The sequence below is a fragment of the Candidatus Symbiopectobacterium sp. NZEC151 genome (genome assembly GCF_025962655.1).
Classification (GTDB): Bacteria; Pseudomonadota; Gammaproteobacteria; order Enterobacterales; family Enterobacteriaceae; genus Symbiopectobacterium.
Genome location: NZ_JAGFPE010000004.1, coordinates 206,051 through 230,030, shown reverse-complemented (window position 1 = coordinate 230,030; position 23,980 = coordinate 206,051). Strand labels below are relative to the sequence as shown.

General features: G+C 53.8%; 19 protein-coding genes. 8 read left to right on the top strand and 11 right to left on the bottom strand.

Annotated elements, in window-relative coordinates:
* Positions 1–10: 10 nt before the first annotated feature.
* Both J5067_RS14360 and J5067_RS14355 read right to left on the bottom strand, forming a co-directional pair.
* Positions 11–1,246: a CaiB/BaiF CoA-transferase family protein gene (locus J5067_RS14360; RefSeq protein WP_264627900.1), complete on the bottom strand. Its 1,236-nt coding sequence runs from the start codon at positions 1,244–1,246 to the stop codon at positions 11–13.
* Between the two features lie 74 nt (positions 1,247–1,320).
* Entirely contained in the window at positions 1,321–2,928 is a 1,608-nt protein-coding gene (locus tag J5067_RS14355; protein ID WP_264651396.1) for an AMP-binding protein, read from the bottom strand.
* Positions 2,929–3,368: 440 nt separating this feature from the next.
* On the opposite strand from J5067_RS14355, the gene J5067_RS14350 reads away from it, so the two are divergent.
* Entirely contained in the window at positions 3,369–4,361 is a 993-nt protein-coding gene (locus J5067_RS14350) for a helix-turn-helix domain-containing protein (protein WP_264643511.1), read from the top strand.
* A 31-nt stretch (positions 4,362–4,392) separates the two neighbouring features.
* On the opposite strand, the gene J5067_RS14345 is transcribed toward J5067_RS14350, so the two are convergent.
* A complete protein-coding gene (locus J5067_RS14345) occupies positions 4,393–5,172 on the bottom strand; it encodes a TonB family protein (protein WP_264627669.1) in 780 nt (259 codons plus the stop codon).
* A 330-nt stretch (positions 5,173–5,502) separates the two neighbouring features.
* Between J5067_RS14345 and J5067_RS14340 the strand changes: the two genes are divergently transcribed.
* From J5067_RS14340 to J5067_RS14310, 7 genes are all read left to right on the top strand, one after another.
* Positions 5,503–6,048 (top strand): RNA polymerase sigma factor, encoded by a 546-nt coding sequence (locus J5067_RS14340; RefSeq protein ID WP_264627668.1) that lies wholly within the window; start codon positions 5,503–5,505, stop codon positions 6,046–6,048.
* Positions 6,045–7,031 carry a FecR family protein gene (locus J5067_RS14335; RefSeq protein WP_264627667.1) on the top strand — a complete coding sequence of 329 codons (987 nt, stop codon included), beginning with the start codon at positions 6,045–6,047 and terminating at the stop codon, positions 7,029–7,031. The genes J5067_RS14340 and J5067_RS14335 overlap by 4 nt, the downstream gene beginning before the upstream one ends.
* A gap of 96 nt (positions 7,032–7,127) precedes the next feature.
* On the top strand, positions 7,128–9,872 hold the full coding sequence (locus J5067_RS14330; RefSeq protein ID WP_264651395.1) for a TonB-dependent receptor: 2,745 nt from the start codon (positions 7,128–7,130) through the stop codon (positions 9,870–9,872).
* Positions 9,873–9,896: 24 nt separating this feature from the next.
* A complete protein-coding gene (locus J5067_RS14325; protein ID WP_264651394.1) occupies positions 9,897–11,609 on the top strand; it encodes an ABC transporter ATP-binding protein/permease in 1,713 nt (570 codons plus the stop codon).
* Between the two features lie 31 nt (positions 11,610–11,640).
* On the top strand, positions 11,641–14,397 hold the full coding sequence (locus J5067_RS14320) for a pitrilysin family protein (RefSeq protein WP_264651494.1): 2,757 nt from the start codon (positions 11,641–11,643) through the stop codon (positions 14,395–14,397).
* Between the two features lie 183 nt (positions 14,398–14,580).
* Positions 14,581–14,808, top strand: a complete 228-nt coding sequence (locus J5067_RS14315) for a type II toxin-antitoxin system Phd/YefM family antitoxin (RefSeq protein WP_264628623.1) — start codon at positions 14,581–14,583, stop codon at positions 14,806–14,808.
* 23 nt (positions 14,809–14,831) lie between these two features.
* Positions 14,832–15,182, top strand: coding sequence for a type II toxin-antitoxin system RelE/ParE family toxin (locus tag J5067_RS14310; RefSeq protein ID WP_264628622.1), 351 nt, complete (start codon positions 14,832–14,834; stop codon positions 15,180–15,182).
* 19 nt (positions 15,183–15,201) lie between these two features.
* Here J5067_RS14310 and J5067_RS14305 read toward each other — a convergent pair whose 3' ends face one another.
* From J5067_RS14305 to J5067_RS14270, 8 genes are all read right to left on the bottom strand, one after another.
* On the bottom strand, positions 15,202–15,915 hold the full coding sequence (locus J5067_RS14305) for a PAS and helix-turn-helix domain-containing protein (protein ID WP_264651393.1): 714 nt from the start codon (positions 15,913–15,915) through the stop codon (positions 15,202–15,204).
* Positions 15,916–16,247: 332 nt separating this feature from the next.
* The gene (gene dbpA / locus J5067_RS14300) at positions 16,248–17,630 is read right to left on the bottom strand and encodes an ATP-dependent RNA helicase DbpA (RefSeq protein WP_264643519.1); all 1,383 of its coding nucleotides are present in this window, start codon (positions 17,628–17,630) and stop codon (positions 16,248–16,250) included.
* Between the two features lie 108 nt (positions 17,631–17,738).
* The gene (locus J5067_RS14295; protein WP_264651392.1) at positions 17,739–18,473 is read right to left on the bottom strand and encodes a molybdate ABC transporter substrate-binding protein; all 735 of its coding nucleotides are present in this window, start codon (positions 18,471–18,473) and stop codon (positions 17,739–17,741) included.
* Complete coding sequence (locus J5067_RS14290) at positions 18,470–19,243, bottom strand: ABC transporter ATP-binding protein (RefSeq protein ID WP_264651391.1); 774 nt, start codon at positions 19,241–19,243, stop codon at positions 18,470–18,472. The genes J5067_RS14295 and J5067_RS14290 overlap by 4 nt, the downstream gene beginning before the upstream one ends.
* 4 nt (positions 19,244–19,247) lie before the next feature.
* Positions 19,248–20,264, bottom strand: coding sequence for an iron ABC transporter permease (locus J5067_RS14285; RefSeq protein ID WP_264651390.1), 1,017 nt, complete (start codon positions 20,262–20,264; stop codon positions 19,248–19,250).
* Positions 20,261–21,325 carry an ABC transporter substrate-binding protein gene (locus J5067_RS14280; protein ID WP_264651389.1) on the bottom strand — a complete coding sequence of 355 codons (1,065 nt, stop codon included), beginning with the start codon at positions 21,323–21,325 and terminating at the stop codon, positions 20,261–20,263. Before J5067_RS14280 ends, J5067_RS14285 begins: the two co-directional genes overlap by 4 nt.
* A gap of 173 nt (positions 21,326–21,498) precedes the next feature.
* Positions 21,499–23,019 (bottom strand): cysteine desulfurase, encoded by a 1,521-nt coding sequence (locus J5067_RS14275; protein ID WP_264651388.1) that lies wholly within the window; start codon positions 23,017–23,019, stop codon positions 21,499–21,501.
* On the bottom strand, positions 23,006–23,950 hold the full coding sequence (locus J5067_RS14270) for a family 2A encapsulin nanocompartment shell protein (protein WP_264643525.1): 945 nt from the start codon (positions 23,948–23,950) through the stop codon (positions 23,006–23,008). The genes J5067_RS14275 and J5067_RS14270 overlap by 14 nt, the downstream gene beginning before the upstream one ends.
* Positions 23,951–23,980: the final 30 nt, after the last annotated feature.

The following is a 23,980-nucleotide window of genomic DNA, read 5'->3' as shown; positions in this document are numbered from 1 at the left end:
GCCGCGTTAGCTATTCCCGCCAAATGCCGACATCTTTGCTGGCTTCCAGCTTGGCAACCTCATCCGCGCTGTAACCGAGTTCCTGTAGAATGGATGGCGTGTCTTCACCCAGCAAAGGGCCACGCTGATAGTCCGGCAGGCCGCTTTCCAGCAAGCTGATGGGGGGGCGTACCAGCGCCTTTTCGCTACCGTTGGCGTACTGCATGCGATAGAAGGTATCGATGGCCCAGGCCTGCTTATCTTCCAATACCTCTTCCCACAGTTGCGCCACACTGAAGGGAATGTCGTTAACCAGAAAAATTTCCCGCCACTCATTGACGGTCTTCTGCGCCATCTGCTGCCAAATGATGTCGTAGAGTTCGGGCGAACGTTTGTGTTTGGCGACCTCTTGCAGGTGGGTGTAGCGCGGGTCTTGTGCCAGATCCTCACGGCCTATACAGGTGATAAATTTGCTGTAATAGGCGTCATACACCGGCATGCAAATCTGGATAAAGCGATCATCTTTGGTCTTGTAGGCCAAAATAAACGGGCTGGTAGTCGTGCGGCGATCGATAGGATAAGGCTGACCATACTCTTTATATTGCGCGGCCTGGATCATGATCGCCTGCGTGTAGATCGAGGTATGCAGCAAGTTGGTGGATACGTACTCCCCTTCACCGGTATTTTTGGCATGGATATAGGCGGCTAACACCCCAGACACCAGCGCCATAGCGCACTGGTGATCGCCTAAGCCGGGGATCACGTTCATCGGCACCGTGCCTTTCTGATACAGCGATCCCAAAATACCGCCACGCGCATAAAACGCGGTGTAATCAAAGCCGGGCAAATCCTGATCTGGGCCGGTGTCGCCATAGCCAGTGACGCAGGCATAAACCAGATGGGGGAATTTTTGTTTCAGGGTTTCATAATCCAAACCAGCACGATCGCGCGCTTTTGGCCGCCAGTTAGTCAGGAAAATGTCTGCTTTTTCCAGCAGTTGAAATAATATTTTTTGCCCGGTGGCCGTTTTGGTGTTCAGCGCAATGCCGCGTTTATTGGCATTCTCCAGGTCAAAGGTGGTGTTTTCATGCTGATCTAAGGGACGGCCTTCCGTTGGCGCGGTGTAACGTAAATTATCCCCGTCCAGAGATTCTATTTTAATTACGTTTGCCCCCATGTCTGCCAGAATACGTCCGGCAGCAGGAACGGCGATAAATGTCGCCAACTCTACTACGGTAACGCCCGCCAATGCTTTTTGCTTCGCCATACTTTTCTCCTTAATCGATTATTTTGGCTCACGGCATAATGTGGGAAATCGCGTTATTTCCCACCGCGAATTGATTACTCTTCGCTGACCTCTGCGGCATGGGTTAATAATTTCAACTGCTGGACATCAATTTTCCCGCAGGGGGTATAAGGAAACTGTTCTAAAAAATGAAATTGCGCGGGGATCTTGTAACGCGCCAACTGTGGCATTAAAAAGTCACGCAATATTGATTCCGTGATGTGATAGCCAGGTTTAATGCAGAGAGCGGCAATAATTTCCTCTCCCAGCGCCTCCGATGCAATGCCAAATACCTTAACAATCTCAACGCCTGGATATTCTAAAATCGCTTCTTCTATTTCTCGTGGACTGATATTTTCACCGCCGCGCACGATGATCTCTTTTAGGCGATAGGAGTAATGTAAATACCCCTCGGCATCCATAAAGCCAACGTCACCGGTATGTAACCACCCTTCACTATCAAGCACGGCTCGTGTTTGTTCCGGGGCATCGTCATACCCCTGCATCACATGAAACCCTCGTGAACAGATTTCACCCGAAACCCCGCTGGGGCAAAGCGCACCGGATTTGGTGTGAATAATCTTTATTTCAACAAAAGGCAGCGGTTTGCCAACAGAAAAGCATTTAACGACCAGCGGATCGTTAAACAGCGTTTGGGTACAACAGGGTGACGTTTCTGTCTGACCATAAGAGACGGCAAGATGCCGCATGCCAAGATGCTGCGTAATATCCGATATCAGGCGCGGTGAGCAGTAGGCACCCGCCACAATGCCTTTATCGAGGCTGGAAATATCATACTGAGTGAACGCATCGTGCTGCATAAGGCGGCTGAAAATGGTCGGAACGCCATGCAAAATCGTACAACGATAGTGCTCAACGGCCTTCAGCACCGCCTCGGCGCTGTAGTTATTCAGCAACACAATTTTGCATCCCTGATGCAGGGCAAACAACAGCCCGGAAGAGAGCCCGAAACAATGAAACAGCGGCACAGCCAGACACAGTGTATCCGCGTGTGTCACCCCCAAACGCAGGGAAGAGAACAGCGCATTATTAATAACGCTATGATGACTGAGCATCACCCGCTTGGGTGCCGCAGTACTGCCGGAAGTGAGCTGTAATGTCAGCAGATCGCTGCTTTGCACTTGCGTCTGCGCCTGTTGATAATCCCCCGATGGCAATGCCGTACCGAGCGCTTTTATTTCGTTGAGTGACAATGCACCAGGAAGCGTCTTGTTTTCCAGGGCGATGGTTAAGCGCAAATGCGATAGTGATGTCTCTTGCACCAACTCAGCAACCACGGCAGCGAAGTCGTTATCCCGAAAACCGTCGGAGAAACACAACGCATCAATCTGGGTTAAGCGGATTAAATTGAGAATTTCCCTTTTCTGAAACTGAAAATTAAGACCAATGACCACCACACCGATGTTAGCGGCAGCTAAAAAACAGATGATCCATTCAACGCTGTTTGCAGACCAAAGTCCCAGACGGTCACCTTTTTTTAACCCGGAAACCAATAATCCGCGAGCAACCTGATGCACCTCATCATTTAATTGCTGCCAGGTAAGCGACGCTCCGCTCTGAGAGGTAATCAATGCCACACCGGATGGATTGCGCATCGCTGCTTTATTTAAGCATTCGCCAACGGTGGTCGTTAATAGATGCATAAAAACCCTATTCAGTACTGTTCTAATTGCACGGTGAGGTTATTTACCAACCCGTTTTAATGCGTTCATTGTGAAAGTGTGCACGGGTAGATTCTTGGTAAATTGCGAACTTTTTTTCGTCATTTTCACCAAAGGATGAAAATTGTGATTTACCTCTACCTGTGATTTTCACTGAAGAGAAAAATGAATAAAATAGGCGATGTGTGGTTTTCGAGTGAGTGAAATGAAGCAGCTCAGTGAGCGTAATGTGAAAGGTTTGTAATAAACAACATGGCGGGAATTTTATTAATTCCCAACAAAGGTTAGACATAAAAGGAAATAAATAACCACACATTTGACTTTATGAGACGACGATTCATTTTTAAGGTATGTGTGCTTGATTTTTGTTCTGAATGACGATAGACCACATAAAGAATATGTCTTTTATGAAGGCAAACGTGATGAGAAACATTTTTACAACGCAGGATATTCCTGACCTTGAGCGTTTCGGTGCGTTCAGAGATATTGTGAAGGGCCGTTTTCTCTCCTCGTACGAGTGCGGAATGAGTGCCCCTCCTTCCCAATCGCGCTTTTACGCCAATATAACTGAACGACGGGTGCTCGATCTTCAGTTTCTGCAACTGGAATCAAATGGCCACCGCGCTACCAGTACGCCGCGTTCACAGGGGATGAGCCAGGAGGGCGATTTTTACATTGAACTACAGCGCTTCGGCACCAGCCAACTGTCGCAGGATGGCCGCACCGCCTTTTTACGTCAGGGGGATTTTTGCTTTTTTGATATGTCGAGGCCGGTAACCTGGTCTTTTGATGATGACTATTCGTTATTCAAGATTCTGATCCCGAGAGAAAAATTTTCCAGTCGACTGGGCAATACGCAGAATCTCACCGCCAAAGCGATACGCGGTAACAGCGTCACTGGCGCGCTGGTGTACAGTTTTATTCTGAAATACGTGCCTTTTCTGGATGCGATCCCGCCGCTGCATGCGCAACATCTGGCGGATATTTTGCTGAATTTGATCGCCACCTCGCTGAGTGAACTGAGCATGACAGCGCCGACCCAGAGCCTGGGGCACTCAACGCTGTTTTATATCGCGCAGCAGTATCTGGAAAAGCATCTTTCCAACCCGCAACTGAGCGTCAATGAATGTGCCAGTGCCTGCGGCATTTCGGTACGTTCGTTGCAAAAACTGTTTCAGGAACAGGGCACATCAGTAAACCGTTGGGTACAGCAACAGCGATTGGAGCGCTACAAAGCGGCGTTAATGAACCCACTAATGGCAGATAAAAATATCACTCAAATCGCTTACGACTGCGGGTTTAACGATATCTCAAACCTTAGCCGTCGCTTTAAGGCTGAGTTTATGGTTACGCCGTCGGAGTACCGTAAGATGCACGCGGTGCGTCGGCCGCACCGCGCAGCGGCCATGGCCTAGGTTTTGCCATAACGCCACCGGTTCTGACTGCTCACAAATAAAACGAAATGGGTGCTACCACCTGCACCTGACCCTCACGGTTCAGCGCATGCGGCGGCGGTGCCGGCAGCGGCGCAGCGCGTTTAACGATGTCCAGCGCTTCGCTATCCAGAATGCGGTTGCCGGACGTCGTGACAATCGCGGCGTCAATCACCTCACCTTGCGCATTCAACACCATGCTGACATGGCTAATTCCCGTCGCCCGATAGCGCAATGCGGCGCGAGGATAACGTTTGAATTTCGCTAAATGCGTATGCAACAAGCTCTCCCAGCCCACCTGCCCGCTGATCGCTTGCTGAGCCGCGCTGGTGAAATTGGCAGCGCTGCGCGTTGCCTCTCCGGCGCTGTATGCCGAGGTTGCAGGTGCACTTTCCGCGACCTGAGGCGCCGGTTCACTACGCACCTCCGGCTGTATCTCTTTTTTCTGCGGGCGCGGCTTTTCGCGCACTTTAACGCGTTTTTCCAGCGTCCCTTGCGCCACTACCGGTAAGGTATCCAGCACGGGCTCGTCGGGTTGTTCCTGCTGCTGGCGCGGTTCGGGCGCTGAAAAGACCTGCTTGGGTCCTTCAACCACCTGAGGCGGCGCTTTTTCCAATTGGTAGGCACCCAACTGTACGCTGACCACCGGTGGCAGCGCGCCTTTCTGATTTTGCATCACGCGCGTTGACCAGACGACCGCGATCGCCACCACGCTCAAATGAAACAGAATACTGGCGGCAGAACCACCAAGATAAAAACGTCGGGGAAGGGGGAAAACACCTATGCTGCTCATTGCCTCTGCTCGCCATGCCACATTATCCGGTACAGCAACAGGGAAACATGTTGCTACAGCGTAAGGGCTTAATACTTTCTTTACAGAAGATTATAGACACAACGCGAATGCAAATGATATTTATTATTTATTACGTACAACACCCAAAAAAAATAAGAAACGATCGCCATTCGTGCCAAAAACGGCACGCTAGCAATGTAGTAGAGCTGATTTTTCACGCATTTTTAATATTTTACCCTAAATAATTCGGGTTGCAGTAAGGCGGCAAGTTAGTGATTCGGGTAAGCCAACTCACCTGCAACTTGAAGTATGACGGGTAACACCAGGCACATGACTATAAACAAACCATTGCGGCATTTTATCGGCAATGCCTATCAATCAACCTATCATCAATTGGAACGTTTTTTCCAGAAGCGTTTGGGAAACCGCCATGATGCCAGCGATCTGTCGCAGGATGTGTTCGCTAAGTGGCTCAACCGACGGGAGGATACGCCGGTTCAGGAATCCCGCGCGTTTCTGTTTAAAATCGCCAACAATGTATTGATTGATTACTGGCATCGCCATCAGAAACAAGAACAGTTGCAATCGCCCATGGAGGAAGAGGCGCACCTGAACCACGCGGGTTCTGTCTCTGACGATCCCGCCGAGGTGCTAAATCACCAGCAGCGCTTACAGCGTTTGTATGATGCCATCGAGACGCTGCCACCGCGCCAGCGGGAAGCGTTTGTGCTTTGCCGGTTTGATGGCCTGTCACAAAGTGAAATTGCTGAAAAAATGGATATTTCTGTCAGTATGGTAGAAAAACATATCGCCAAGGCCATGTTGCATTGCAAGCGCTATGTGGAAAATGCGGTACACAGTGAGGAAGAACAATGAGCACAGGGCCTGACGTGCAAACAGACCCGCTATCGGTGGCGGATATCGATGAGCAAGCGGCGCTGTGGTTTGCCCGTAGCCAAAATCGCCACCTGCCACGCACGCAGCGGCAGGCGCTGGAAGCCTGGCTGGCGAACTCGGCGCAACACCGGCACGCTTTCGAGAGTATGTTTACGCTCTGGCGCGATGCCGCCGAACTCCCGCGCCCGGCGTTGGCTTCCCGCCCCGCCCCCCGGCGGTTTTCCTGGGGATATCGCCCGTTCAAGCACCTGGCAGCGGGTCTGTTGATGCTGTTCGCACTGGTGTTGCCTTACAGCCAGTGGCCTGCCCTGCTGCAAGATAATATGACATTGGCGACGTCCGACCAGCCGAAAACCTTTCAGCTCTCTGACGGCAGTCGCATCATGCTTAACCGAGATTCACACCTGCGCATCGCCTATCAGCACGATCAGCGCCGGCTGTGGCTTGAGGCGGGCGAAGCCTACTTTAGCGTTAGCCCCGATCCGCAGCGCCCTTTTTACGTTGAGATTGACGGGCGCCAGGTGAAAGTGGTCGGTACCGCTTTTGATATCCTCAAAGCGGGAGAACGGGTATCCGTTGCCGTCTCTCAAGGTGTGGTGGCGGTTACCACTGCGCTCAATGCCCCTCAGACCTTACTGCACGCGGGTGAGAGTGCAACCAGTTACTCACGTGGCGATCGTCTCAGGGTAAATCCGATTGAACTCGCCGCAGTGGGAGAATGGCGCTTCGGCCAGCTCAGTTTTGATAATCAACCGTTGCGCGAGGTGCTTGCCACGCTGAAGCCCTATTATGCGGTGAATGTCACGCTGTCGGACGCTGCGTTGGGCAATCTTCCCCTATCCGGGCAAGTCAATCTGGACGATCCAACCGCCTTTTTTAATGCGTTACCCCTGCTGTTGCCCGTGAATGTGGTTTGGCAGGATCAGAACAATCTATTGATAAACAAAGAAAAGAAAAAATAATGCAAAAATTTGTGTTTTTCTAGGTGAGGATAATTCTCATTCTTAAGTCTTCCTTCATGACTCTTTTATTTTGGCATGATGCTGAGACCGAAAAACATGATAACAAGAAACCGTTTCCCCTCTTTCAGGCCGCAGAAACTGACCATCGCCGTCTGCGCCGGCCTGCTCTGGTGTGGACAGACTTTCGCTAAAGACGTACAGGTAGCCCTGCCAGAACAATCGCTGGCAACATCGATCAACGCCATTGCCCGCCAGGGCCAAATCCAAGTGCTGTATGACGCAACCGCAGTAAAACAGCTGCGTGCGCCCGCGCTCAACGGCACTTTTACGCCGGAGACTGCGCTGCAAAAAATTCTGCTCGGCACCGGGCTGGAAATGGTGCCACAGGGTTCGGGCTTTGTGGTTCGCCCACAAAAAACCGCGCGTGATGCGCTGGTGATCCCGGAAACCAGCGTGCAAGGGGTGGTAGGCCGCCATCCAGCCACCGATGTGATGTCCGCGCCGCAATACCTGACTTCCGAAGAGATTGCCCAACGCAACACCGGTGATGGCAACGTGACGGACCTGCTGAAAACCAACCCGGCAGTGCAATTTGCCAACGGCGACAGCAGCTCACTCAATCAGGGCGAAATCAAGCCGTCGCGCATTTCCATTAACGGTGCCTCCAGTTTCCAGAACGCCTACAAGCTCGACGGCGTGAACTTCAACAACGATTTCGATCCGGCTAAAAACGACAATGGCGAAACGGAAACCCGCATCGACACCGGCGATCAGGGGATCTACATCGACAGCCGGTTGATCGATAGCGTTGCCGTGTATGACAACAACATCCCGGTGGAGTACGGCGGATTTACCGGCGGTACCGTTGATGTGACCAGCCGTCGCTGGCGCGGAGAAAACAGCGCCCACGCTTACTATCGCACCACGCAATCCAGTTGGACCAAGCTGTTTAATGACGACGCCCAGGCGATAGACAGCAGCAAGAATGACACCAGCAACCCGGCGCGTTTCCAGAACCGCTACAACAAGGAAGATTTCGGCGGCTGGTTTGAAACTGGCGTAACCGACAATTCCGGGCTGCTGTTCTCCGTCTCACGGCGCAGTTCCACTATCCCCATGTACACCACCGGCGGCGAAGGCGTGATCCTCAATGACGCCGGTGAGTTTGAGATGATTGAAAGCGCGGCGGGTCGTCGCAATCAAAAACGGGTTTCGGACAACTTTTTCCTGAAGTATTCGATGAACCTGAGCAGCGCCACCACGGTGGATATTTCCGGTAACTACGCCGACTACCAGAGCCGCCTGTTCTCCAGTTCAGTGCTCAACTCCGGCTACGACAACGCCCACACCGGGCTCGGTTTTACCAGCACGCTAAAGCACCGTATGGCGTTGGGTGAACTGGAATTTACCGGCAGCTACCAGAAACTGAAGGATGAGCGGACGGCCGATCAGGGCAATTACGTTGAACTGATGGATTATACTACTGGGAGCAACTCCTCCTCCCTGCGCAGCGGTGGACCGGGTAATCTGATTTCCGAGCAGGAAACGCTGTCAGCCAAAAGCGTGATGCGCTTTAACGACACTGAGTGGTTAGGCATAGCACACCAGCCCAGCGTCGGTTTTGAGGTGAACAATACCGAAGGTCGATATATTCGCCGTGATGATTATTATCGCTACCGACTAATGAGTTTCGACTGGTTTGATATGTTCACCATGAACCGTTTCCTCGCCGGGACTTACAGCACCACCTACACCAGCTATGCGCTGTTTGCCGATGATACCCTGCGCTATGGTCGGCTCACTGTGCGCCCCGGTGTGCGCCTCGATCGCGATGATTTCGTTGAGCAAACCAACATTGCACCGCGCCTGAGCGCCACTTACGATCTGTTTGGTGATAGCGATACCTTGTTGATTGGCGGTTTGAACCGCTATTACGGGCGTTCAATGTTGACCTATGCTCTTTATGGTGCACAAAACGCCGGTTTGCAGAACTGCAATGGCTGTAGCTCGTTAAACCCGACCGATCCTGATAACTACTGGGAACAGCAGAAAGACTTTGAGGGACTGGAATCACTCTCCACGCCCTATAACGATGAGTTGTCGCTGGCCGTCCAGCAACGGGTGCTGTCCACCACCTGGCGTTTGCAGTATGTGCATCGTGAAGGTCATGATGAAGTACGCAGCCGCACCAAGTATCCCGGCACCACGGGCGATCAATCCAAGATTCGTACCTTCGATAACGGCGGTCGCAGCTCACACGATGCGGTGACCTTGTCGGTACGCAACAGCCAGCCCTGGGAATGGGCCGATGCCACTCACGTACTGAATGGTTCTGTCTCCTGGCAGCAAAGCAAAAACAACACGCCGAGCGATCAGGGCTACTCTTTCTTCGATCCCAGCACGCGTCTGAACTCCGATAAAGTCTGGTATAACGGCAAAGTCATCGATGCCAAAGATTTGCCGTCCACCAACTATAACTCGCCGCTCAAGTTCAATCTGGAGTTGACCAGCGAATGGCAGGAGTACGGGTTAACCCTGTACAACCGTCTGCAATGGTGGGGTTCGCGTCAGCAAGCGGTGCGCTACGGCAACGAATACTACAACGATGCCGAATACGGACAACTGCGCAAATACAGCAAAGAACATTTTGCCAGCCGCTATACCTGGGATGGTCGCGTCACCTGGAAACCCGATTTTGCCTACGGTGCCAGCGTCTCCGTCGAGGTTAATAACATTCTCAACAACAAAAATGTCGCAGACACCCTTGTCTACAGCGATCAGGTGTTACGCGTTTACGATCCGGGTCGTCAGTTCTGGTTACAGATGAATTATGACTTTTAATCTCAGGTAAACAGAACGCCGATCATGACAACAATCAGACAGTTCATTTATTTAGTCAAACCTTTCTGGGGGAGCCGCGGCTCCCTGTTTTGCTGGTTTCTGTTGCTGCTTTCGCTGGGCTTAACGCTCTCCTCCGTGTGGTTCAACATTCAAATGAACCAGTGGAACGGCAGCTTTTATAATGCCTTGCAGCAGTTGGATGGACAGCACATTTATGTTCTGCTGCGCCGCTTCGTGGTTCTGGTCACCGGGTTGATTTTGGTTATCGTGCTTGGCGCGTATTTTCAGCAGAAATTACTGATCCGCTGGCGCGAACGGATGACTGCCGATATTACCCGGCGCTGGCTGTCTGACCACAGCCGCCACTATCAGCTCAAGCTGGCAGCAACCGAGCCGGATAACCCCGATCAGCGTATTGCGGAAGATATTCGCCTGCTGGTGGAATCGACGCTAAAGCTGCTGGTGTCTTTCCTGCATGCCACGCTGACGCTGATGTCGTTCACCGCCATTCTGTGGCAACTGTCCGGCAGCCTCTCTTTCTCGTTGGGCGCTAGCAGTTGGCACATTCCCGGGTATATGTTCTGGGCGTGTATCCTCTATACCCTGTTGGGTATGGCAGTAACGCAGTGGATAGGTTCGCCGCTGCGTCATCTCAACATGGAGCGGCAGCGCCACGAAGCTAACTACCGCGCTGCGCTGCTGATCCGCCGCCAGCACAGCGATGCGATTGCCGGGCAACGGGGAGAAGGCGGCGAGCGCCACACGTTGATGCAGCATTTCATCCATGTGATGGGCAACTGGAACCAGCTGATTCGCTATGAACGTAACCTGTCGTTTTTTACCGTCGGCTATCAGCAGGTCACCGCCCTGGCCCCCATATTATTCGCGCTGCCGAAATTTCTGGCCGGTGAAATTATGCTTGGCGGGTTGATGCAATTGCGTCAGGCGTTCGCCAGCGTCGCCACATCGCTGAGCTGGTTCGTGTTTGCCTATAAAGAGATTGCTGCCTGGCAGGCCACGGTGGCGCGGCTTTACCACTTCGTCGTATTGTTGGACGGCGAGGAGACGCCATCAGCACAGGCTACGGAGGGCGCGGCGCGCTTGCGTGCGCAACTGACGGTGATGACACCGGACAAAACGCCGCTACTGACCGGCGTTACGCTTAACGTGCAAGCCGGTGAGTTACTGCTGCTTACCGGGCCATCGGGTCTGGGAAAATCCACGCTGTTACGCACCCTCAGTGGCCATTGGCCCTACTATACCGGCAGCGTACAACACGATACTCACACCAGTTGGATCCCTCAGGGCAGCTATCTGCCTCCCGGTCGTTTGGATACGCTGCTCGCCTATCCCCGTTCGAACCAGGTATTCAGCGTTGAGCAATACCGCAGTGCACTCAGCGTTGTCGGGTTGATGCCGTTGTCCGACCGACTGGAACAGGATATCGACTGGGCACAACAACTGTCTGGCGGTGAGCAGCAGCGCGTACTGTTTGCCCGGCTGCTGTTAAACCAGCCGAAATTACTGTTGCTGGACGAAACCACCTCGGCACTGGATGAAACCAGCGCACGCACGCTGCTGCGCCAGCTTAAACAGCACCTGCCGGACAGCGCCATCGTACTGGTGAGTCACCAAACTTTTTTACGGGAAGAAGCCGAGCGCGTTATCGATTTAACCGGATACGCCCCTGTTGCAGAGCAACTCCCGTTAGCAGAAGGAACGCTTCATGCGTCATAACCCATTCACTTATCGCGTTGCCATCGGCATCATGAGTCTGACGTTGCTGAGCTGCGCCAGTACCGATCGCCACTCGGCTGCCAGCGCTGTGCCGACGCGCACGGACATGCAACATTTCACACTGGACAACGGGCTTGATGTCTATCTGCTGCCACGCGCACAGAAAGGCATCGAGATGCGCCTGCTGGTGAAAAGCGGCTCGCTACAAGAAAACGAACAGCAGCGTGGGTTGGCGCACTTCACTGAACACATGGCGTTCAAAGGCACCACCCATTTCCCCGGCACCAGCGGGTTTAAACAGCTTGAGCAACAAGGCATCAAGCTGGGCAATCACGTCAACGCCGTGACCAGCTTCAATTCCACCACCTACAAGCTCTCGCTGCCACAGGCTACCCCTGAGCAGACCGCAACCGGCCTGCAACTCCTGTCCGACTGGGCACAGGGCATCACATTCGAGCAGGACGCGTTTGAAAAAGAGCGCGGAGTGATCGTCGAAGAGTGGCGAGTACGTCAGGGCGTAGGTTTTCGCATTAATCAGGCACTGGAACAGTTGCGTTATCACGGTAGCCGCTATGCTGAACGCGACCCTATCGGCCTGCTGGATATCGTTCGTCAGGCACCGGTAGACGAGGCAAAAGCGTATTATCACACCTGGTATCAGCCTGAACGTATGGTGCTGGTGATTGTCGGTGAACTGGATCAATCCGCGATAAAAAGCGCGATTTCGCGTTATTTTTCCGCTAAACCCGTTCAACCCGCCACGCCGGATAATCCAGAATGGCAGCGCTTTGCGCCACAATCCGCCCTGTTGGTCTCCCCTATTTTTGATCGTGAATATGGCGATCGGGTGATCCAGTTTTCCTTGCAGCGCGATGCCGTCGCACCGCTGAATACCGCCGCAGGGCAGCGTGACGACCTGTTGGATAATCTCTGGATACCTATCCTTAACCAACGCCTTGGCGTATTGGTAGACAACGGCGAACTCCCTTCCGCCTCAGTCAACGAGCAAGGGGCATTGCTCGATGAAAAACGGCGCCAGCAACTGATGATTGTGCGTCCTTCAGGGCAAGATTATCAGGGCGCGTTGCGCTTACTCTGGACGGAAGTGCAGCGCATGGCGACATCCCCCGTCAGCGATGACGAACTAAACGGTGTGCGTCAACGCCTGCTCGCCAAGCTCAGCCAGCAGGCCGCCACCCAGCAGCGTTATCAGAATGACTATTTGGCCGATCAGATAACCACGGCGTTAGCCTTCCAGATGCCATTGTTTGACAAAAAGCAGCAGCTTTTTATGACCCATGCGCTGATCAAAGACGTTAAGCCCGCCGATCTGCAACGCCATATCGCGGCGTTTCTCGATAGCGCATCGCCCCGTTTGGCCCTTATCGGCCCGGATAGTGACAGCGCTACATTCCAGCCCCAGGCGTTCACCACGCTCTGGCAGCAAATTCGCCGCTCTCAGCCAGGTCCGTTTGCACTGCAAGCCCGTGCGGTTACGTTAAATCTGCTCGCCCCCACCGCAGGAACTGTCAGTGAGCGTCAGCCACTGCCGCTGGACAACACCGAACAGTGGACACTGAGCAACCGCATTACGGTTATCGTGAAAAGTGATAAGGCGCTGCAAGACGACGTGCAAGTGTCGTTGCGCATTCCCGGCGGCCGTTCTCTGGAAACCGAGGCAACCCCCGGATTGGTGGAATGGGCGCTGAAACTGCCGGAAAGTAGCGGATACGGGAGCTACAGCAGTCGAGAACTGGCGCTGTTCAGCAAGCAACACAGCCTCACGCTCCAGCCCTACAGCGAGATGTTGTATCACGGCTTTCGCGGCAGTGCGCCGGCCGATGAACTGGAAACCGTGCTAAAACTGCTTTACCTGAAAATCACCCAGCCCCAGTTTAACGGGCAAAAACTGGAACAGTACAAGGCCAGCTTTGCCTCCTCGCTGAAACAGATGCCGGTAGAACGTCAGTTTCTGGATAACATTAATCGGGAAAGCTACCTGCATGGCGATCGTCTGACCATCAGCCCCGAGGGTAACTGGCGGCAGTTTACCGCCTATCAGCTTCAGCAAAGCCATCAGCAGTTGTTGGGGGCTACGCAGGATATGACGCTGGTGATTGCAGGTGCGGTAGATGTGCCAAAAGTGAAAGCGGCGGTGGAACGCTGGATTGCGGCGCTACCGGCTACGGATCAACGTCTGCATTGGCGCGATGTGGGCATTCGTCCCAAAATGAGTACGCTGACCAAGACCTATCCGCTCGCCAGTTCGGATAAAAGCATGATCAGTATCCAGTTCGCCGCTCCCGCCCAGTGGTCAGCGCAAGAGGCTCTGGCGCTGCAACTGCTGGATACTATCGTGAGTCAGCGTTTGCGGTTTGCGCTGCGTGAACAGGCAAGCGGTATTTATGCGCTGGGATTTTCTTCCATGCTCGCCAAGCTGCCTGTGCCCTACTACACCGGTCGATTGAATTTTACCACCGCACCACAACGCGCAGAGGAAATGACACGGCTGACCCAGACGGTGATCGCGTCATTACGCCAACACGGTGTGACGGAGAAGGAGCTTAACGAAGCCAAAAACATCTGGCGTACCGAAAAGCAACCCGCCTGGCAGAGCGCAAGTTTCTGGGCCGATACGCTGGCGCAAACGGCAGCCGATGATAAAAACTTTGCTCGTCTGGATCAGGAACTCGCCCTCTGGAACCGCCTTACCGTGGCTGATATCAATCGGGTGGCGGCACGCTATCTGGGACAGAATGAAAAAGTCTTTATGCTGACCCCGCCGTGAGACAGCAATGGCCATGACGATTTATCTCAAATAGCGACGGTGAGGGTTTTTCAAGATTGACGAAAACCCAAATATGGTCCACATTCAGACCATGTTTGGGTTTATCCGTCACTAGGCATCGCGTGATACAGGATTGCCCTGTGATACGTCCCGCGATATTACAAGTAAACCACAGGAGTCGCCATGAGAGTCGAAACCATCAGCTATATTAAAAAGCACGCGGCTGCACTTGAACTTTCTGAGCCGATTTTGGTTACCCAAAATGGCATGCCTGCTTATGTCATTGAGTCTTTTGAAGAAAGAAAGCAACGCGATGACGCGATCGCACTGTTAAAACTGCTGACGATTTCCGAAAAAGATCTCGCCGAAGGGCGGGTATTTGCACGCGACGAATTATTGGATGGCATTTAACGTTGCAATGACAGGGAGTCAATATGACCACACTGCACAAGACAGGGATCGATGTCACCTATACGGAAACGGCAAAGTTCTGTGTAAACAAAATAGCGTTCTTCCTGCGCAGTAACAACATCGATCCCCGCCCTGTGTTACGGCTTGCGATCCAAGAGTTTGAAAATAGAGTCACTGCTTTCCCTTCAAGCTGCCCTATCTCACCGCAGCTATCTAAATTGGGCTGCATGAAATACCGTGAATGTAATACAGAAAGCGGTTATCGGTTCTTTTATTCCATCAACAGCGAACAAAACAGGATTGTCGTGCATGTCATTCAGGCACAGCGCGAAGATATCCAACAGCTTCTTTTCGATCGCATCATCGCGCGCTGAGGCCGGTGTCCGGATCGCGCTACCAAAAGAAATCCACTTTCTGTTTTAACAGGCTTCTTGGCATATAGTCATTCAACCCAACCATCATGCAATACTCAATCAAGCCACTGAGCGAGGTGGTTTGCGCTTTACTGTAAATGCCGTTTAAGCGATTTTGCACCGTGCGATAGGAAAGGCACAGCCTGCTGGCGATCTCTTTTGCCGAGAGTCGTCGGATAGCGAAGGATATTATCTCTAACTCTCGCTGAGTAAAAATATCAACGGGTGGGGTGAGTGTTATTACGGAAGGTTTACTATTATTGAAAAACTCATATACCGAATAGAAGTTGAATGCTTTGGCATAAAACATTGTCCCTAACACCGTGCCATCGCTATGGTATATCGGGAATTTTGCACAGTGCCACGGCGCAAGTATCGCATCACGACCAAAGTACGCCGTTTCGATAACATCGGCCCCCTCTTTACTCTGTTCGGCTTTTCTATCGTGCGCTTGTAATTCAGGAGCCAATTCACTCCAGGAGACCGGAATCTCTGAATCCAGCCGACCTTCAACATCAAACCCTTTAGGAATGTTGCAAAAGTTCATTGCAGCTTGATTCATATAAACAAATTTTGATTCGTTGCTTTTTATTCCCCAAGGGATCGACGCATGTTCCATAACAGAAACAAGGGGAATATTGTCGAGGGCACTATGCACGATGGTTTTCTTCTCTTTACTTTTGCCATCATCCATACTGTCCTCTGTTGCAGAGTCAATCAACACGCTATCTCACATTATAAAAATTATGATTATTATTCAGAGTGATAAAAGAGTCCCTGGTGTCAGCCTATCGCCGTTGACCAGGGTATTATACGCCTCATAGGATAGAGTACAATATACTCTAGTTGAACGAGAGGTATCAAACAGGTGCAATTAGCTTACCCGTGACTGAGGTTATTTTGCTGTTGACCGGGAAAAACATATTTAAATGAATAATTAGACTAAATAATTAATAGCTTATAAATAATATAAAACAAAAGGTACTGGGTATCCAATAAGGGCAGGCCAAACCTGCCCTTATGCAGTTATTTCAATAACCGCGCTTTGCAGCTTTTTCCTTTGATCTTGCCTTTAAGCAGTTGCTGCAACGCACGTTTGGCGCTGGCCTTGCGAATGGCCACGTAAGCATGTACCGGGAACATATCAATTTTACCAACTTCTGCCGCCGTCAATCCCGCATCGCCGGTTAATGCTCCAAGAATATCACCGGGCCGAATCTTGGCCTTTTTGCCGCCGTCAATGCACAGCGTCATCATCTCCGGCTCAAGCATCGCTTCCGCGTTGCGCGTGAGGGAACCCGCAGACGCCCACTGCACTTTCATGCCGAGCATGTCCTCCAGTAGGTTCACACGCGCCATTTCCTGCGGTGTACACAAGCTAACCGCCACGCCTTGCTGACCGGCACGCCCGGTACGACCGATACGGTGCACATGCACTTCTGGATCGAACGCCAGTTCAAAATTGACCACCAGTTCCAGATCTTTAATATCCAGACCGCGCGCCGCCACATCGGTCGCGACCAGCACACGGCAACTGTGGTTGGCAAAGCGCACCAGCACCTGATCGCGATCGCGCTGTTCGAGATCGCCGTGCAGCGCCAGCACGCTGATGCCGCGCGCCTCCAGCGTTTCGAACACGCTCTGACAATCACGCTTGGTATTGCAAAACACCACGCAAGAACGGGGTTGATGATGATTCAAAACGGCCACTAACAGCGGCAAACGCTGCTGCGGGGTGGTCTCGTAGAAATGCTGTTCAATCGCAGGCGCGACTTCATCGTCTGTCACGTCCACGCGCAGCGGCTCGCGCTGAACGCGGGCGCTGATCTGTTCGATCTCCTGCGGGTAGGTGGCGGAAAACAGCAGAGTTTGTCGCTCGGGCGAGGTATAGGAGATCACGTCATCAATCGCGTCGCTAAACCCCATATCCAGCATACGATCGGCTTCATCCAGCACCAACACCTTGAGGTTGTCCAGCAACAGGGACTGTTTGCGCAGGTGTTCCTGAAGCCGTCCCGGCGTTCCCACCACAATGTGCGGCGCATGCACCAGCGAGTCAAGTTGTGGCCCCATCGGTTGGCCGCCGCACAGCGTGAGGATTTTGATATTCTGCGTAAAGCGCGCCAGACGACGCAGTTCTTTACTGACCTGATCTGCCAGTTCACGCGTAGGACACAGCACCAGTGCCTGCGTGGTAAAATCACTCACCACGATGCGATTCAACAAACCGATACCAAATGCCGCCGTTTTTCCGCTGCCGGTCTTCGCTTTGGCACGCACATCCACACCGCTTAACACGGCAGGCAGCGCAGCCGCCTGAACGGGCGTCATTGCGCTATAGCCCAGTTCATCAAGATTAGATAGCTGCTCCGCAGGCAGCGCCAGAGAAGAAAAAGAAGTTGTACTCACAGTGATTGCTCTACCAACGACGACAAAGGAAAGGCACGCTGTCATCAGGCACAGCGCAGGTGAGCCGCAATCATAGCAGAATTTGTCACGATTAACCGATTTACCGCGTCAGGCCAGTGCAGTAAACCCGTTACTTACCAGAAAATCCTGCCCTTGCGCTGACAAGATGGTGTCTGCCAGCAGACGTGCCTCCGGCCTGACCGGGTTCAACAGTGCCAGCATGTATTCCGCGGTGATGTTGTAGGGCGCTGGCACAAGCACTACGTGTAAATCCGGCTGGTTCAGCAATAGCGGCAAGTAGCTGGAGTAGCCGATGTGCATATCACTCTGCCCACTTCGGATCAGGTAGCTCCCAGCGGTCATCCCCGGTGGGACATTGTGCGTCATTGAGCCACCCACCAGCGGTTTGGCCCTGTCGCGCAGTAACCTGCCAGTACCGGGATGATAGTGTTCGATACGATCAAACAGTTGAAAAGCGTAATCGCCAGCGGGATCGTTTCCTGGTGTTGACGTTGAGAGCACAAACCGGGCATCGCACAGTGCGGACAGCCAGTGCTGCGAGGTCAATTCAGGCACATTGCGCATCGCAATGCACAGGTGATTGCGGGTAAAGACCATCGTGTGATGCGCCAGCCCCAGCATTTTCAAGCGCAGAGGGTGAGCGCAGTTTGCCGATGCAAAGAGATCGACCTCATCCCCTTGCTCGATTTTCTCACTCAACAGCCCTGCCGGGCCGAACGTTGTCATCACCTGCAACGAATGGCGTTCGGAAAATGCAGCCAGCAGCGGTGTCAAAGCGTTACGCAGGCTGCCCGCCGCATAGAGGCGTATAGGAAGGGTCATCGCGGCTCCGTTACGGTAAACAAGGGGATCAGTGCCTGATAAGGCGGCTGCGAAGGCGTCTCGAGCGTTACCTGCCGCACCGGAATACCGTACAGGCGGGTCAGGTTCTGTTCTGTCACCACCGTATCGCGGTGGCCGTAGAGGTACTGTTTGTCGGCCATCAACAACAACGCCTGCTGCGCGATCGCCAGCGCATGAGACGGGTCGTGCGTGGTGAGCAAAATACACAGCCCTTGCTCACGCGCCAAACGTGTGAGCAATTGCAGTACCTGCGCCTGATTGTGCAAATCAAGTGCGGCGGTCGGCTCATCAAGGATCAGCGTCTGGCATTCCGAGGCCAGCGCACGTGCAATCAACACCAGTTGCCGCTGCCCGCCCGACAGCGCGCTAAAATCACGCTCGGCCAGCGTCGCGATGCCCAGCATATCCAGCGCACGCTGCGCCGCGGCAATATCGTGCGCCGTCGGCAGGGAAAACAGCGAGATACGCCCTGCTCGCCCCATCAGTACCATATCCAGCACGCTGTAGGAGAAAGGCGGCGTAAAAAGCTGCGGCACAAAACCTATTGCCCCGTCCCGTTGCACCGTCCCGGCTAACGGCGGCAGAAAACCCAGCAGCGTGTGCAGCAATGTGGTTTTTCCCCGACCGTTGGCACCCAAAATGGCGGTGATTTCCCCGGCACGGCAGCACAGTTCGAGCGGAGGGAAAAACGGCTCTCCCGCGTGATAGCCATACGCCAGCGCCTGTGTGGATAATCTCATCAGTGACATAGCATCAACCTCTGCGCTGCCGTTGTGTTTTATACAGCAGCAAGGCAAACAGCGGTGCGCCAAACAGTGCAGTAAGGATCCCCAACGGGATCTCCGCATCACTGAGCGTACGCGCCAAATCATCCACCAGCACCATAAACCCACCGCCAAGCCAGAACGATACCGGCAATAAACGCCGGTGATCGGCCCCCACCAGCATGCGCGCAACGTGGGGGATCACCAGCCCAATCCAGCCAATGCTGCCGCTCACGGCCACCTGTGCAGCCACCACCGCCGCGCACAGGCTCAGCACCAGCCAGCGCACCGGCTGCACTGCCATGCCCAGCGTGCGCGCATCCTGCTCTCCCATCGATAGCACGTTAATGTGCCAACGCAGGCGCAACAGCAGTCCTCCCGCCAGACCGAGCGGCAGCGCCAGTGTGACCAGTTTGTCCCAGTGGGCGGTGGCGAAACTCCCCAACAGCCAAAACACAATACTTGGCAGTTTTTCTTCGGTATCAGCCAGATACTGCATCAGACTGACTAATGCGCCGAAAAAGCCGCTGATGATGACACCCGCCAGTATCAGGATCAGGACATTCTGCTTGCCCAACGCGGCAGCCATCATGAACACCAGCAGCAGGGCGACCATGCCAAACGTGAACGTCGAGAGCAGCAGAAACAGTGGTGTCCAACTCAGCAAGAGAGCCAGCGTGCCGCCAAACGCCGCACCGGCAGAGACGCCAATAATGTGTGGATCAACCAGAGGGTTGCGAAACACGCCTTGCAGCGTGGCACCGCTCAGAGCTAACCCTGCTCCAGCACACAGTGCGAGTAGCACCCGAGGTAAGCGCACACTCCACACCACCTGACGTTCAATGTCACTCAGCGTCGGATTGCTGTCAGACAACGGCTCGACCAGTATCTGTACAATGCGGCACGGAGAAAGGCCATAGCGCCCCAGCCCCAATGAGCACAGGGCAATCAACAAGGTCCCCACCACCACGGCCAGCAGCGTAATACGATAGCGTTGCGCCGTCATTGTGCTGCTGGATTTTCCGCGCGGTAATCCATACGGTAGAAGCGCTGGTAATAGTAATTCGCGGCTTTTTGCATATCCACATCGGCAAAGCGTTCCGGATAGAGCTTTTTCGCCATCCACAGTTCGCCAATGGCTAACGCTTCTGGCATCGGGTATCCCCAGGCTTTGGCGTATTCCGGCATCAGATAGACCCGATGCTGTTTCACCGCATCGATGGACTGCCAGGCCGGGTCGTTGATGATGTGCTGCACCACGTCCGGGTAGCGATCTTGCACGAAAATAACCTGTGGATTCCAGGCCAGCACATTCTCAATCGAGACCTGTTTGAAGCCTTTGATGGAGGCTGCCGCCACGTTCATGGCACCGGCGTGTGACATCATCAGACCGGTATATTTTCCTGAGCCGTAGGTGGTCAGATCGGGGTTAGCCATATACACGCGAATGCGCTTCTCTTCAGGGATAGCCGCGATGTGGGCACTGACTTTTTCCCGTTCGCTGAAGGTATAGTTGATAAGCGCTTCTGCCTGTTTCTGGCGCTCCACCACGTCACCGATCAAGCGGATGCCGGTTTTAAGCCCTTCGTTATATGCGGTATTTTCATCGCTCATGGTCGGGTTGATTTTGTCAGCCTCGCCAGGCTTGTCCTGACGCAGGGAGACAGCCACCACTGGGATGCCCGCGCGTTCAATCTGCGAGATCATCTCCGGCGGCGCATAGTTGGCGACAAACACGACCTGCGGTTCGAGTTTCAGCAGGCTTTCAATATTCACCTGTGTCAGATCGCCCGGCATCGGTAAATTTGCCAACTGAGGGGCAAGGCGCAGATAGCTGTCCCCCAATTGCTTTTTCCAACTGGACAGCACGCCAACCACACTCTGTTGCGCATCCAACTGCACCAGCAGATTCAGTGTTTGATGCTGCAAGACCACCACGCGATTAACGTGATCGGGGATGGTGACGTTGCGCCCTAACTGATCGGTAACCTGACGCGCTGCCCACGCAGAGGAAAACGCCATAAGCAGCCCGACAACCCCGAGTGTGTAACCTATTTTCTTTATCATGTTGATGTCCTGGTGTTTCGATATATACAGAACAATACAACGACCGCGTTCAAGAAAATACTGATCTCGCTCATAATGCGATTTCATTACCACCAGAGAGGTAGTGCCGGAGATTCGCTAACCAGAGACCCCCGGCTTACGCCGGGGTGATGAGGGGACGTGGGTTGCGCCGGTTAGCGCGCAACCAGTTGGCTAATGCTTTCTGCCAGAAAATCAATCTCTTGCGGCGTATTGTAAAAGGCCAGAGAGGGTCGTACGGTTCCTTCATGACCAAAATGACGCAAAATGGGCTGTGCACAATGGTGCCCTGAGCGAACCGCGATCCCAGCCTGACTGAGATGACGCCCAACCGCCTCATTCTCATGCCCGGCCAACACAAACGACAGTACGCTGGTCTTCTGCGCTGCGGTGCCAACCAGCGTCAAACCGGGAATGCGTGACAGCTTTTCAATGCCATATTCCAGCAGTGCATGTTCGTACTGGGCGATATTTTCGATACCGAGCGCCGTCACATAATCGATCGCCGCCCCCAGCCCGACAGCATCGGCAATATTTCCGGTGCCCGCTTCGAACTTGTTCGGCACAGGTTGATAGCGCGTCAGTTCAAAGGTCACATCGGCGATCATGTTACCGCCCCCCTGATAGGGTTGCGCCTCGTCCCACACGTCCTGCTTGCCATACACCACGCCGATCCCGGTTGGACCGAAGATCTTGTGGCCGGAAAACACGAAAAAGTCGGCATCCAGCGCCGTGACGTTCACGGGGATATGTGAGACAGATTGCGCCCCGTCAATGGCGATACGCACGCCAAAGCGGTGTGCAATCGCCACCAGTTCCTGAATCGGCGTCACGGTTCCCAGCGCATTCGAAACGTGGGTCGCCGAAACAAACCGGGTTCTGTCGTTAAACAGACGCACGTACTCCTCGACGATCAGTTGGCCTCGTTCATCCACCGGTGCCACACGGATCACCGCACCCGTTTCCTGCGCCACCAACTGCCACGGCACAATATTGGCGTGATGCTCGAGCAGCGTGAGGATGATTTCATCCCCCGGTCGCAGTAACGGCTTCACGTAGCTGTGCGCAATCAGGTTGATGCCTTCCGTGGTGCCACGCACAAAGACAATGTTCTCGGGCCCCGGCGCGCCGAGAAAACGCGCCACTTTTTCGCGCGAGGCTTCATAGGCGTCAGTGGAGCGAGCCGCCAGCGCGTGCGCGGCTCGGTGCACGTTAGAGTTTTCATGCAGGTAGTAGTGGCTGATGCGCTCAATCACCTGACGTGGCCGCTGCGTGGTGGCAGCGTTGTCCAGCCACACCAGCGGTTTACCGTCCACCTGTTCAGACAGAATGGGAAAATCCGCACGGATACGCTCCACCGGCACCAGCCCGACACGCGCCAACGGCGCTGGCGTCCAGAGTGATGATGCGCCCGCCGTGGCGGGGGTAATCGCACTCGATGGCGCATTCGCTTGCCCCAAAGGCAGCACGCGAGGCGTATACGCGGGGTCAATATCACGCGGCACAGGAGTTCCACTGCCCAACAGCGCCAGCAGATCGCGCTCGTCTGGCAATCCGTAATCCCGCGCGGAAGGCGGCTGCCCCCAATGGTCTGACCGTGCGTCGGGCAAGCCCGGCGGTGTCAGGGCGCGGTGATTAAGCGCCGGGTTATTGAGAGTCCGGTTATTGATAGTCATAGTATTCACCCACTTCAACGTCCTCCAGCACGGCGATCGCATCATCCGCCAAAATCGCCGCAGAGCAATAAAGTGAGAGCAAGTAGGAGGCAACGCCGTTGTCATCGATGCCACGGAAGCGTACGGAGAGTCCACGCGATTGTTCGTTGGGCAACCCGGACTGGTAAAGCCCCAACACGCCGCGTTTAGCCTCACCAGAGCGAATCAGCAGGATATTGGTTTTACCGCCCTTGCCTTTCGGGTTCTTTAAACCGTCAACAAACAGCTTGTCGGAAGGGATCAGCGGAATGCCGCGCCACAAGATAAAGGTGCCACCGTGCAGGTTAACAGTAACCGGCGGCACGCCGCGACGCGTGGCCTCACGCTGAAACGCGGCAATGGCACGCGGATGCGCCAGGAAGAAAGAGGGCTCTTTCCACACCTTGGCGATCAACTCATCCAGATCGTCTGGCGTTGGGCGTCCATTGCGCGTCTGAATGCGCTGCGACTCAGCGATATTATTCAATAAGCCGTAGTCGTCATTATTGATTAACTGGCTTTCCTGACGCTCTCTCAGGCTCTCAATCGCCAGTGCAATCTGTTCTGACGCCTGATCGAACGGGGAACTGTAGAGATCGGCAATCTTGGTATCGACGTTAACGATGGTGGCAATCGAGTCCAACTGATATTCACGCGGCTGCGTCTGGTATTCGATATACCCTTTTGGGATCTCGATACGGGTTGGGTCCTGGCTGCACAGCACATCCAGCGGTGTATCCCCCTCCACCACTTTGTTAACGCGATAGATGCCCGACTCCAGCCCCTTATAGTCGAGGAAACGGCTTACCCAGCGCGGCGTAATGGCGCCGAATTGCGGCGCAGTCTTGGTGACGTTAGCCAGTTGGTAGGCGGCTTCACGCCCCAATGCATTAATGACTTTTTGTTCTGCCATGATGATACCTTCGTCTTATTTGCCGGAAAT